At 63.6% G+C, this 13368-nt stretch carries 9 protein-coding genes; 5 read left to right on the top strand and 4 right to left on the bottom strand.

The features are described from left to right. Window positions 1-37: 37 nt before the first annotated feature. Window positions 38-2509 (bottom strand): membrane-bound PQQ-dependent dehydrogenase, glucose/quinate/shikimate family, encoded by a 2472-nt coding sequence (locus tag GOX01_RS00710; RefSeq protein ID WP_062269614.1) that lies wholly within the window; start codon window positions 2507-2509, stop codon window positions 38-40. Window positions 2510-2950: 441 nt separating this feature from the next. On the opposite strand from GOX01_RS00710, the gene GOX01_RS00705 reads away from it, so the two are divergent. Then, window positions 2951-3844: a helix-turn-helix domain-containing protein gene (locus GOX01_RS00705; protein WP_011252095.1), complete on the top strand. Its 894-nt coding sequence runs from the start codon at window positions 2951-2953 to the stop codon at window positions 3842-3844. Here GOX01_RS00705 and GOX01_RS00700 read toward each other — a convergent pair. After that, on the bottom strand, window positions 3819-4199 hold the full coding sequence (locus tag GOX01_RS00700; protein WP_011252096.1) for an ArsC family reductase: 381 nt from the start codon (window positions 4197-4199) through the stop codon (window positions 3819-3821). The genes GOX01_RS00705 and GOX01_RS00700 overlap by 26 nt on opposite strands. Window positions 4200-4392: 193 nt before the next feature. Here GOX01_RS00700 and GOX01_RS00695 point away from each other — a divergent pair, with 193 nt between their 5' ends. Beyond that, a complete protein-coding gene (locus GOX01_RS00695; protein ID WP_011252097.1) occupies window positions 4393-7704 on the top strand; it encodes a Hint domain-containing protein in 3312 nt (1103 codons plus the stop codon). Window positions 7705-7812: 108 nt separating this feature from the next. Here the strand turns inward: GOX01_RS00695 and GOX01_RS00690 are convergent, their stop codons facing one another. Further along, window positions 7813-9123, bottom strand: coding sequence for a lipase family protein (locus GOX01_RS00690; protein ID WP_062269618.1), 1311 nt, complete (start codon window positions 9121-9123; stop codon window positions 7813-7815). Between the two features lie 45 nt (window positions 9124-9168). Next, on the bottom strand, window positions 9169-10872 hold the full coding sequence (ggt, locus tag GOX01_RS00685) for a gamma-glutamyltransferase (RefSeq protein WP_011252099.1): 1704 nt from the start codon (window positions 10870-10872) through the stop codon (window positions 9169-9171). Between the two features lie 224 nt (window positions 10873-11096). Here ggt and GOX01_RS00680 point away from each other — a divergent pair, with 224 nt between their 5' ends. The 3 genes from GOX01_RS00680 to GOX01_RS13085 are packed head-to-tail and all read left to right on the top strand — an operon-like array spanning window position 11097 to window position 13308. Beyond that, window positions 11097-12050 carry a LysR family transcriptional regulator gene (locus GOX01_RS00680; RefSeq protein WP_231101040.1) on the top strand — a complete coding sequence of 318 codons (954 nt, stop codon included), beginning with the start codon at window positions 11097-11099 and terminating at the stop codon, window positions 12048-12050. A gap of 32 nt (window positions 12051-12082) precedes the next feature. Then, window positions 12083-13144 carry an MFS transporter gene (locus tag GOX01_RS00675; RefSeq protein ID WP_228119115.1) on the top strand — a complete coding sequence of 354 codons (1062 nt, stop codon included), beginning with the start codon at window positions 12083-12085 and terminating at the stop codon, window positions 13142-13144. Then, the gene (locus GOX01_RS13085) at window positions 13045-13308 is read left to right on the top strand and encodes a hypothetical protein (protein WP_228119114.1); all 264 of its coding nucleotides are present in this window, start codon (window positions 13045-13047) and stop codon (window positions 13306-13308) included. The genes GOX01_RS00675 and GOX01_RS13085 overlap by 100 nt, the downstream gene beginning before the upstream one ends. Window positions 13309-13368: the final 60 nt, after the last annotated feature.

Genomic DNA, 13368 nt, shown 5'->3' with positions numbered 1-13368 from the left:
TGCCCTCAGGGGGCACGCTCCATCCATGACCCGGCGATCAGTGCGCGGCTGCGCCCTGTTCCCCGTTCAGGGTATAAGCGATGATATAATCACCGCTGCGGGTGCCAAGGCCCCCATGACCGCCTGCGGCGATCACAACATACTGCTTCCCGTCAATTTGATAGGACATTGGAGTAGCCTGTCCGCCTGCGGGCAGACGGTCACGCCAGATGACCTTGCCATTCGACATGTCAAAGCCACGCAGATAGTCGTCGGCCGTAGCCCCCATGAAGGCGACGCCGCCCTTGGTCACGACACTGCCGCCGATGTTGTACATGCCGGTCGGAAGCGGAAGGTTGTTGTGCGTCCGGAAAGGACCCGTGTCGCGCGTGGTGCCGACGGGGTGCTGCCAGACGATCTTCTTGGTCACCAGATCGATGGCCGTGATCTTGCCCCAGACCGGTCCCTTGCAGGGGATCTCGAGCGGGTTCAGCCACGGGCTGGTGTAGGCGATATACGGCGTACCGTAATCCGGGGACACGCTCAGAGCGTCGCCCTTGGCTTCCGGCTTGTCGCCCTGGCCGTTCCACTTCGGCAGGATGCCGGCGTTTTCGCCCTTCTGACGGTGCTCCAGACGGATCCGGAACGGCAGATAGCTCGCATTGGCGATCAGCAGTTTGCGCTGCGGATCGATGGAAGCGCCCTGCCAGTCAACCACACCATAGAATGCCGGATAGACGATCGTCGTCTTGCCAACATGCGGCGGGGTGAACTGACCTTCGTAAGCGGACTGGCGGAACTGGATGCGGCAGATCATCTGATCCAGCAGCGTCGCGCCCCACATGTCGCTTTCCTTGAGGTCCGGCGGCGTCAGGGACGGCAGACCGACAGCGAAAGGCTGCGTCGGGGAGACATGGTCATCCGCTGCAACACCTGCGGTCGGAACCGGACGTTCCTCAACCGGGTAACCCGGAACCGGCTTGCCGGTGCGACGGTCCAGAACGAAGAACTCACCGCGCTTCGTGCTCTGGATCAGAGCCGGAATGTTCTCGCCATTCGGGCCCGGCAGATCGACCATGGACGGTCCGATGGCCAGATCCATGTCCCACAGATCGTGATGCACGGTCTGGAAGGTCCAGCGGCGTTCACCCGTCTCGATGTCGAGAGCGATCGTGGCACTGGAGGTTGCGTCGTCGAACGGACGGCGCGAGCCACCCCAGTTGTCCGGCGGAGAGTTGCCGGTCGGGATGTAGAGCAGACCCAGATCCGGATCAGCCGTGTAAACGCCCCAGGCGTTCGGCGTGTCACGCGTCAGCTCGTCGTTCGGGCCGGGCTTCCAGTTTTCCGGGTTGTGACCGGCATCCCAGGCCCATTCGATTTCGCCCGTGATCGGGTTGAACGCACGGATTGCACCGGAGGGCTCGAAATTCGCCTGGTTGTCGAAGATCCAGCCGCCCAGAACCACACGATCCTTCACCACCAGCGGCGGCGACGTCACGAAGTGGAAACCATGCGGAACATGACCGAGATACTGGCGCAGGGAGATGAAGCCGTGCTCGCCGAAGTCTTCGCAGGGCTTGCCGGTTTCGGCATCGACAGCCAGCAGGCGCACGTCGCCAACGGGGGAGAAGATGCGCTTCTGGCAGGCCTTGGACCCGTCCGGAGCCTGATAGTCGTCAGCGGCCTTGTAGTAGGAGACGCCACGGCAGGCCAGATAGACGTTCGCGGCCAGATCGGCAGCGGCCGGCTTGGGATCGAACTTCCACTTCACCTTGCCGGTCCGGGCATCGAGCGCCATGACCCAGTTATGCGGCGTGCAGAGATAGAGCGTGTCATCGACCTTGATCGGGGTGACTTCGAGGTTGAACTCGTGGCCCTGATCTGGTCCGGCAACCACACCTTCGTCGGCCTTCTGGACGTCACCCGTGCGGGTTACCCAGGCGCGCTTGAGGCTGCTGACATTCGCCGGCGTGATCTGTGCCAGCGGGCTGTAGCGGTCACCGCCCACCGTACGGCCATAGGCCGGCCAGTCGGCTTCCGGAGTGTCCTTGGCCGTCAGGTCGGACTGACCTGTCGCCGCCATGCGGTCCGCGGGAAGCGTGCCGTTGATGGAATAGGACGTGAAGCAGCTCGCAATGATCGCAACCATTGCGATGGCGGCAGAGCCGAGCAGTTCGCGCTTGTCCGACACCCAGTTATGACCGGTGCGCCACACCCATGGCAGCAGCATCCAGGCTGCGATGCCGACGAGCGTGAACAGACGGACTTCCAGGCCCCAGATGTCGAAGCCGACCTCAAGAACGGACCAGACGGTCGCCACCAGCAGAAGCGCTGCGTACAGACGCGCGCCCAGCAGCGGGTTACGGAAGCTGACACCAGCAGCCGCGAGCATCACGAGGCCCGCAAGGGCATAGAACCACGAACCGCCGAGAATGAGGAGATATCCTCCCCCTCCCAGCAGGAAAAGCCCGACAAGCGCGAGCAGGATAGAGGTTAATGGAGACATTACCCTCTGGAGTGAAGCAGACATGACACCTCGTTCTTGCGAAAAACGAAAACCATTCTCTCTGAAATGATTTGTCTTTCCTGATCATCGGCGGAACGCGATACCGTTTGCGCTCCGTCATGGCTGTGGCGGACGGGTCAGCCCTGTTCGTACGTCAGGAAGGACAGTGACCGGCGCTTGCAAAAGCTCCGGCTTCATGCCTGCTTCCCTTCCGATCCACAGCACTGAACCGGAAAAGACAAGGAGCGCTGCGTTACCGATGGTTTGCGAAAAAACCCACCTGACACACAACGTTTTACCTTTTCCGGGACCCGTCATTCCTGATTCAGTTCGCCGGGGGCTATCCCACATCGTTGAACCCTCACCCGATTGTGACCGTCCGCGTCGCACCTGTCGCAGAACTGCGACAGGTTTTCGACACCCGGTGTCTTATGTCGCCGCCCGGGGGGCGCGATGAGCACAACCATGTCCCGCACCTGCCTGTCCGATTCATGGGCAAGGTGCTCCACGAACTACAATCTGGATCCGTCCGAGCGCTGGGAAACACAGGTCCTCAGCCAGCCGGAGCTGCGCTTCGTCAGCGGCCGCACGCAGCGCCTGATCCAGAGTGCGCTACCCGAAATGCAGCATCTGCACCGGCTGGTGGATCCGCTGGACTTCACGGTTATGCTGGCCGACCCCACGGGCATCGTTCTCTCCCGACACACCCAGCGCAGCCAGCTCAGTGGCTGCCGGCGCTGGCGCTTCCAGGCCGGAGCGGTGTGGGACGAGCAGAATGCGGGGACCAATGCCATCGGCACCTGCCTGCGTGAAGAACGGCCCGTCATGGTCGTGCATGACCAGCACTGGCGGCTTTGTTTCCGCAAGCTCACGGGCATGGCCGTGCCGGTCTATAATTCCATCGGAGAACTCGCAGGCGCGATGGATATCAGTTCATTTACGGCCGAGAACGTCGTTCCTGCCGCACCGCTGCTGATGGACGCGCTCCTGACGACGGCCCGGCGCGTGGAGGAGAAACTGTTTCATGACCGCTTCGGGCAGGACATGATCGTGACGCTCGGGCCGTCCACGTCATCATCGTCGATGCTGGTCGCTCTCGACCGGGATGGTCATGTCCGGGGGGCGACCCATGCCAGCCGACGGCACATGAACTGGCCCGAGGGCGAACTGTCCAGCCTTCCGGCCCTGCTACCCCTGCTCGATGCGCAGGAAGAGGCGAGTTTCCGCAGGGCTGAAGCGCAGGTCATTCACTCCGCGCTGGCGACGGTCCACGGAAATGTCAGTGCCGCCGCCCGCCTTCTGGGGGTGAGCCGCTCCACGCTGCACCGCAAGATCAGGGCGCTGGGTCTTGAGCGCTGAAGTCTGACAGGGCCGCCACGTACTCGTCCGGGCGGAAGCCCACCAGAAGAAGGCCCGGGCCTTCCAGAACCGGACGGCGGATCATGGCCGGCTGTTCGAGCATGAGCTCAATGGCCCGCTCCGCATCAAGGCCCTCCCGAAGCGCCGGCGCCAGCTTGCGAAACGTCGTTCCCGAACGGTTCAGCAGTTTTTCCCATCCCAGCCGGGCCACCCAGCCTTCAAGACGTGAGCGATCCACACCGTCCCTGCGATAGTCGTGGAAAGTGAACGCGACGGCATGGTCGGTGAGCCATGCGCGCGCCTTGCGCATCGTGTCGCAGTTGGGAATTCCATAAATCGTGACGGATGCGGCCATGAATCCTGTTCCTTTTGTCCCGCCGCAAAGGGGGCGATCGCGATCATGAAACCATGCGCCGGGCGTTCTCACAAACCTGTCGAAAGATGTCCCGAGCAGTCACGTTTTGTTGGAAAAGCCAAAAACCGGTTGTTAATTTTTTTGTGGAGTGCATAGTTAACAAACTATTAACCTTCTTCGGGGCGGCTATCTCATGAGCGAACAGACAGTTACATCTGGCAAGTCAGTCAGCGGTTCCACCGTTTCCAGTGGCGACATCCTGATCGTGTCCTCCGGTGGAAGCACGGTTTCGACCACCGTTCTCGACGGCGGTTCGGTTGACGTTCTCGATGGTGGCGTGATTTCCGCCACCTCCATTTCCGGCGCGGCCGGAACCGAGGACCAGAGCCAGTCCGTCATCGTCCGCAGCGGCGGTTCGGCGGTGGATACGACCGTTTTCCATGACCAGTTCATCGTCCTGAATGGCGCGAGCGCCTCGGGCGTTGTCCTCAACGACGGCGGCATGACGGTTCAGGGCACGGGCTCGGCCACGAACGTCACCGTGAACTCGCAGGGCAACTACGCGGTCTATGTCGACGGCGGCACGATGACCAACACCGTCATCAACAATGGCGGCGGCATGGTCGAGTACAGCGACTCCGGCGACACGACCGGCAAGGGCGGCTCGTCCTACAACACGGTCGTCAACAGCGGCGGCTTCGACGTCGTCCTGAGCGGCAAGTCCGTCAACGAGACCGTCAATGCCGGTGCCTACGAGCAGGTTTATGCCCATGGCGTTGCCAGCGGCACGACCCTTTCCGGCGGCAATCTGTATGACGCGGGTTCGGCGCTCGGCACCACGCTCAGCGGTGGTACCCTGACCGTCGAGGCCGGTGGCGTCGCGGTTGGCACGCAGAACACCAGCGGCTGGTCGGTTGTCGAATCCGGCGGCGTCACGAGCGGGGCCGTCATCAGCGGCCGCGCCGCGTTCCAGAGCGTCGCTTCGGGCGCCGTGGATTCCGCATCCACGATCGCCAACGGCGCCAAGGAATGGCTGTCCGGCACGGCCGTCAATGACGCCGTCTCCGGCGTCGGCGAGCTGCACATCGCATCCGGCGCAACGGCTGCCAACACGACCGTCAGCACGCATGGCCATGAGTATGTCAGCGCAGGCGCCGTCGCTTCCGGCACGACCGTGTCCTATCAGGGCATGGACTATGTGGATGGGACGTCGCAGGACGCCACGCTGTCCACCAACAGCCTCCAGATCGTCAACGCTGACGGCCTGGCCGACCATGCAACGCTGTCCACCGGCGCGGTCCAGTACGACAACGGGATCTCGCAGAACACCGTCCTGAACGCAGGCGGCACCGAAATCGTCGGCCAGTATGGTATGTCCTTTGACACCACGATCAACAATGGCGGCGTCGAGAAGATCAATGCCAGCGGCACGGGCGCCAGCGAGACCGTCAACGCAGGCGGCGTGCTCGATGTCCTGTCCAACGGCAAGAGCTACAATGCCAGCGTGACCGGCGGGACGGAAACGGTCGAGGCCGGTGGCCGCAGCGTCAGCACGAACCTGATCAGCGGCAGCGAAGTTGTCAGCGCCAGCGGACAGGCCATCAACACGGCTGTCAGCGGCGGAACGCTCCTCGATGCCGGCCTTGCGGAAGGCACCACCATAACGGGTGGTTCCATGACGGTTGCAAGCGGCGGCTTTGCCAGCGGCACGACCGAAACCAAGGGTAACATCACCGTCCAGTCCGGCGGTTCGACGGTCGGCACGCTGCTCAGCGGCAGCCAGGCTTACGAGACGGTTCAGGCCGGCGGCGTCGAGAACGGCGCGACCATCATCCGCGGTCAGGACACGGTTGCAGGCTCGGCCTTCGGTGACACCGCCACCACGCTTGGCAAGATCAACGTCCTGTCCGGCGGTTACACCAGCGGCAGCACCGTCACGCGTCATGCCCATGAGACTGTCAGCGCAGGCGGCACCGCCGTCGGCACCGTTCTTGACCAGCAGGGCATGGACTACGTGTACGGCGCCTCCGTCAGCGCCACGGTGAAGGGCGGAAGCCAGCAGTTCATCAGCGCGGGCGGCACGGCAAGCGAGACGACGGTCGGCAGCGGGTCCACCCAGTATGATGCGGGTCGTACCGATCACACCACGCTGCAGCAGGGCGCTTTCGAGACGGTTCTGTCCGGCGGCGTGGCTGACGAAACCACCGTTGCTTCCGGTGCGTGGCTGACGGTGGATGCCGGTGGCGAGATCGACGAGACGGTCCTTGCCGTCGGCGGTCATATCGACATCGACAGCCTCCAGTATGGCGGCGTGGCCAAGGCCGCCATCAATGGTGACACCCTCGTCGTCACGGAAGGCGATGCGAGCTACACCATCGACCTCGAAGGCGATTATTCCGACTATCACGCCGAGATGACCGAAGACCGCGACGGCAGCACGGTTGTCACGCTCGCCAAGGGCAGCGAGATCTGCTTCCTGCCGGGCACGATGATCACGACGCCTTCCGGCACTGCGGCCGTCGAAGACCTGCGCATCGGCGACGAGGTTACGGCCTGGGTCGATGGCAGCCCCGTCAGCCGCAAGGTCACCTGGGTCGGCAGCAAGCGCGTCCGTGCACAGGGTGGCGCCTCGGCTGACCTCTCCGGTCATCCGGTGCGGATCCTCAAGGATGCGATTGCCGCGAACGTGCCGAACAAGGACCTGCTGGTCACGCCGGAACACTGCCTCTTCATCGATGGCCGTTTCGTCCCGACCCGCATGCTCGTCAACGGCCGCTCGGTGTTCTACGACCGCTCCATCAGCGTCTATGACTACTTCCACATCGAGACGGAAAACCACTCCGTCATCATGGCGGACGGCATGCTGACCGAGAGCTATCTCGACACGGGCAACCGTCGCAGCTTCACCCAGCACGGTGAAGTCGCAAGCCTCGGTGGTCGTCAGAAGAGCTGGGAGCAGGATGCTGCCGCAGCCCTGACCGTGGACCGCGCAACGGTGGAGCCGATGTTCCGCCAGATCGCGGACCGCGCCATCGCTGCCGGTCTGGAAAGCCATGAGGCTGCTGCCGAACTGACCCAGGATGCAGACCTGCATCTCGTGGCCGATAACGGCACGGTCATCCGTCAGAGCCGTGAGGCTGCTGGCCGGGCGATCTTCATGATCCCTGCCGAGGTGAGCGCAGTCCGCATCGTCTCCCGCACGGCCCGTCCGTCCGAGACGGTTGGACCGTTCGTTGATGACCGTCGTGAACTGGGCGTTCTGGTCGGCGATGTCGTCCTGTACGACTCCCGCGCCACGCGCTCCATCACGTCGCATCTGACGGATGCCGATCTGGATGGCTGGCAGGTTGCTGACGACGCCACCTGCCGCTGGACGGCTGGCAATGGTCTGCTGATGCTCGGTGAGCGCGATCAGGACAGCCTAGCCCTGCTCTCCATCGAGATCCGCGCCGCTGGTCCGTATCTTGCAGACCGCGCAGTCGAGACGGCCGCGCAGTTCGCCTGATCCTTCAGGCTCCGCGGCGTTCCTTCACGGGATGCCGCGGGACAGAAAAAACCCGGGAGAGGCCTCGCCTTTCCCGGGTTTTTTCATGCCTGACGAAGTAGCACCCGATCAGTTGTTCCAGCGGACACCGGCAAGCGGCTTCTGCAGCTTGGAGATCGGCTTGATGGTCCGGCAGTTCCCGCGCGGCTTGACGCCCTTGAGCAGGCTGAGCGCGAAGGGCACGGAATCATCAGCCGAAACATTGACCGCGCCGTTATGGGTCAGGCCCGGATACTGCTTCCAGGTCACGGGCGTTCCGGCGTCGCACATCGCGGCGACCGCATCATACTGCTGGGACACGCCGGCCTCGTCATCTGCGAGCCCCGTCCCCACGAAGACCGGCATTTTCAGATGCGCGTCCGGAATGGTGAAGGCCGTATCGAAGCCCTGTTCCAGCGGCGAGCGGTCACCGGTGAAGACGTTCTCTTCCGTCATGTCATGAGCGTTGGTGTATTTGAACAGATCACCCAGACAGGACTGACGGGCCTGATGGGAGAGCTCTTTTCCCTTCTCCGTCATGAACTGCCGCACATCCGCCTCCGGATGCAGGCTGGTCATGGAGCCTTCGACCGTCAGGATGCCGTAGGACGCCGACATGTGCGGGGATTCCGGATTGTCCCGCGTGATCTGCGGGTGAGCCGTGTGCGCCGGGACGTGGAACGCGATCACGACACCCGTCGCCACCGTGCCCAGAACATGCAGGTCCGGCGCATATTGCGGGGCGAGCCAGCCGGTTCCGAGAGCTGCTCCTCCTCCCTGCGACTGCCCCACAAGGACGATCTGGTTGCGCAACGTGCCCTTGTACTGCTGAAGCGAGGCGCGCAGCCCGTTCAGGACGCTGTAGCCTTCGGGGCGATACATCAGATACGGATGCGGCCCCGGCGTTCCCAGACCCTGATAATCACTGGCGACCACGGCAAAGCCGGCGGCCAGCCAGCGGTCCAGATAGGCCCGGTCCCGCGAGAAATAGCCGCGCCATGAGGGGGCGCAGATATCGGCAATTCCGGTCGTGCCATGTTCCCAGGCTACGATCGGCCAACCGCCCTTCGGCGGTGTGCCCTTCGGGAAGATGATCTGCCCGGAGACGGCCACCGGCGCGGGCTCTCCGACACCGCTGACGGATGTGTAAAGCGTGCGGACAGCCAGACCGGCATTGTCCGGCAGGTGCTTGCCCTGAATTTCCTCAGTGCGGATCATATTACCTGGGCCGGCCGGAAGCTGCGCCGGCGGCTGATAGAAGGCGCTGACGCCACCATCGCCGTGCGGACGGTCCGGCTCGACCACAGCGACCTGCTGTTTCGGTGCGGGCTGCGGCGTGGCGCAGGCGGCGAGCGTTCCCAGTGCGCTGGCACACAGGAAAAGACGGGCAGGAAACTTCATGACGCTCTCCAGCGGATGGGAAGGATGTCGTTGAAGGTCAAAGGCTTACTGGCCGAGGGCGACGCCGTCGCGATGCGGATCGCCCCAGCCGGTAAGCCCGTCCGGACCAATGGTGATGGCCTGCACGGCGGCATTCATCACGGCAGCATGCGGGTGATGGCCCATGCTCTCAAGCGCGGTTTTCAGTTCGGCAGCTGACGTGCCGTGTTCCAGCTCTTCCGCACGGTTCTGTGCGCCGATACGCGGCTGTTCGATGGCCGTGCGGATGTTCTGGCCCCAGGCGAGGTGGCCGACCAGCGTCTGCACCACGGAATCAATAATCCGCGCGCCACCGCCAGCGCCCACGATCACTTCAGGCTGGCCATCCGCGCCGAATACGATCGTCGGCGCCATCGTTGTGATGGGGCGCTTGCCGGGGGCCGCGATATTGGCGACCGGCTGTCCGTCCACGACAGGATGCGTCGCGAAATTGGTGATCGCGTTGTTGAGCACGACGCCGTCCACCACGATATCCGCCCCGAAGTTGAGATTGATGGTCGTGGTGAAGGACAGCGCGTCTCCGGCCGCATCGCGAATGGAAAGATGCGTCGTGGCGGGCACTGTCATGGCGTCCGAAACCGGAAGGCTGGCCAGACGGTTCTTCAGCACGCCCGGATGGACCTGACCTGCCGCCTCACCTTTCGAGACGAGAGCCGCACGCGCGTCCAGATAGGCGGGGCTCAGCAGTTCGTCTGTTGCAACGGGTGTGTAGTCGGGATCAGCAGCATATTTGCGACGGTCGGCCTCTGCCAGACGTGAAGCTTCGAGCAAAAGATGCGCGGCCTCCACGCTGCCGGGGCGGTATTGGCCGATCTTCAGACGATCAAGGATTGCAAGCTGCTGGAGCACGGACAGTCCACCCGCAACCGGCGGGGCAGCGGAGCAGATGCGACGGCCAAAGGCCTCGACACAGAGCGGCGCACGCTCACGGACCTTGTAGGACGCGAGATCCTTCGGTGTGATGTGGCCCGGATACGGCCCTGTCGCCACGGCAGCGGAAATCTTCCGGGCGAAAGCGGGGCCGTAGAAGTAATCCGCACCCTTTGCCGCCACCTGCGTCAGCGTCTCGGCCAGAGCAGGATTGTGCAGGATCGTGCCTTTGGGCAGCGGATGACCGTCCGCATCGAAATAGGCCTTGAAACTGGCCTTCTGTGCCAGTTCCGGGCGTTCCGTCAGGACGAGGTGCAGATAGCCGGGCATCGCATAGCCATTGCGGGCCGTGGCGATGGCAGCCTGAAACAGGTCGGCCCAGGGGAGCTTGCCGTAACGCCTGTGCAGAAGCTCCAGCGTCCGCAGCGTTCCCGGAACGGCCACAACGCGCCCGCTACGTTCCAGCAGGGCGTGGGGAATGGCGTGACCGTCCGCGTCATGCGCATAATCCCGCGGCACGATAGCAGGAGCGGCGGCCAGACCATCATAGAACGACAGCTTTCCGGCGCCCTTGTCCCAGTACAGGATCGTGGACCCGCCCCCCAGACCGGACGCCTGCGGTTCGACCACGGCCAGCACCATCTGGGCCGCGATGGCGGCGTCAACGGCGCTGCCGCCACGGCGGATCACGTCCATCGCGGCCTGTGAGGCCAGCGGGTTGGCTGTGGCGGCCATGGAGGTCGTGGCCGTACTGGGCGGCGCGACCGGAGCCGGACTGACTGCCGCATGATCCGTCTGCGCACATCCGCCCAGTGCCAGTGTCTGCATCAGTCCCATCATGCCGAACACTCCGCACAGGCTGGCCCGGCGCCGGCTGAAAAGACGGTTGCGAGCCAATGGACGGGATGCAGGAAATGCTCTGGAATGCATGATGCAGCACATACTTTCATGGTCGGAACGGAAAACATCGTAACAGGATCGTTACGGCCTTCAATCGCCCCGATAAATGCTGCTATGATGGAAACATTATCAACCAGCGGTTTGCAATGAACGTTTTTCAGGCCATGACCACCTTCATGGCGGTCGTCGAGACCGGCAGCATGACCGCTGCCGGAGAACGCTGCGGTATTTCCCCCACCATGGTGGGCAATTACGTGCGCCTTCTGGAGGAACGTCTGGGCACGAGCCTTCTGCGCCGTACCACGCGCCGGCAGAGCCTCACGGCGTTCGGGGCCGTCTATTTCGAGAAATGCCAGTCCATTCTCAAACTTCTGGATGAAACCGAACATCTGGCACAGGCTGCGCAGACCCTGCCTTCCGGCACCCTGCGGGTCACGGCCCCGGTCACTTACGGCACCCAGAGCGTTACCCCCTGTCTGGCGCGGTATCTGGCCGAAAATCCGTCCGTGGATGTCGATCTGGTGCTGACGGAACGCAGCGTGGATCTGACGCATGAGAAGTTCGACATCGCCATCCGCCTGGGCGTGCCTGAACCGTCCTCGCTCATGTGCCGCCGGCTGACGGATTACCGCATGACGCTGTGTGCGTCCCCGGAGTATCTCGACCGCCGGGAAGAGCTTCTGGTGCCGCAGCAGCTTGCGACGCATGATGCGCTGGCCTTTGCCTACACGTCCTCATCGCCCTGGCACTGGGCGCGGCATGAGTGGCATTTCGAAAGCCCCAAGGGCCGCGTGACGGTGGAAATGCGCCGGCGTGGGCTGTTCAACAGCACGCAGGCCATGCGACGCGCGGCTCTGGGCGGCCTGGGCATTGCGATGCTGCCGACCGATCTGGTGCAGGACGATCTGAAAGCCGGGACGCTTCAGGCGCTCCTGCCCGATTACACGCTGCCCTCACGGCCGATCTATCTGCTCTATCACAAGGAACGCTACAGCGCGCCGACGCTGCATTCCTTCATCCGGTTCATCATGCGCAATCTCGGGGATCGCCCGACCGGATCAGGACACGGCGGATCAGGCCAGGGCGGAGCGGGCTCCGGTGGAGCCGGAGCATCATGAACGCGGATGGCAGGCCTTCCACGCGTTTCAGGATGACGCTGCCTGTCATTGCTTCCATTCTCGGCAACATCATAGAATATTACGATTTCGTTATTTACGCATCGTTCTCAAGCTCCATCGGGCAGACCTTCTTTCCTGCCGGGCTGGCCTTCTCCCAGATCGCGCTGACCCTTGCGACCTTCGGCTTCACCCTGCTCGCACGCCCTGTCGGCGCCGTCGTGCTCGGGATCTGTACGGATCGCAGGGGCCGGACCTTCACGATGATCCTGTGCATTGCGCTCATGGCGATCGGCAGTCTGCTGATTACCTTCACGCCCGGCTATCAGAGCATCGGCATGGCTGCCCCGCTCCTGATCGTCACGGCGCGTCTGCTGCACGGGTTTTCGCTGGGGGGAGAGTTCGGAAGTGCCACGTCCTTCCTGATCGAACAGGCGCCGGGGCATGAGGCGCGGGCCGCAAGCTGGCAGGCCATCGGGCAGATCGTCGCCTCCCTCGCCGCCGCGATCGTCACACTAAGCCTGACACTGCGGCTGCCCGCGCAGGGTTTTGACAGCTATGGATTCCGGATCGCAGCCGGTCTGGGCGCTCTGGCGGGGCTGCTGGCGCTGGTCCTGCGCTTCAGGCTGATCCGAACGCGCCCCTCGCCTCCCGTTGCGAAAGTCGCAGCTCCGTCCCCGTTCCTGAGGCGGGAGAACCTGCTGCGCACGCTCGCTGTCATGGGGGCCGTCGCGCTGGGAAGCGGCATTACCTATCTGGGCATCTACATGCCCCATTATGCCCGGCTGCACTTCCATGTCGCGGCCCGGCTGGCCTATGCGTCGGCACTGCTGACCTATGGGGGCAGCTTGTGTTCACGCCCCTGCGCTGGAAGCTGGCGGATTATTTCGACAGGACCCGCAGCATCACGCCGATGCTCCTGTCCTGCGCCCTGCTGTTCTGCCTGCCCTGGCCGATGTTCCGGCTGGTCTCGATATGGCCGGAGAGCATCCTTGTCATGCCGCTTCTGTTCAACGTCATCGGGCTGCTCTATTTCGCGGCTCTGGACGGCTTCATCGGCCTTCTGTTCCCGGACCGCCTGCGCGGGCGTGGCCTGACGATCGGCTATTCCTTTGGCGTCGTCCTGTTCGGCGGTCTCGCACCGCTGACGAACGCAGCCCTGATATCCTGGAGCGGTACGGAACAGGCCCCGGCGTTCTATCTGGGGCTGACCGCCCTGATCTCGGCGAGCGCAATTTTCGGAGCCAGACGCCTGCTCTGAACCGGGAACGTTCCGGCGTACCCATATTTCCGCGCCGGAATGGACATCCCTGCTTTACGA

It is taken from the genome of Gluconobacter oxydans (assembly GCF_006539685.1).
Taxonomy (GTDB): Bacteria; Pseudomonadota; Alphaproteobacteria; order Acetobacterales; family Acetobacteraceae; genus Gluconobacter; species Gluconobacter oxydans.
Note: the sequence above shows the minus strand (reverse complement) of the source record. Positions and strands in the feature narration are given on the sequence as shown.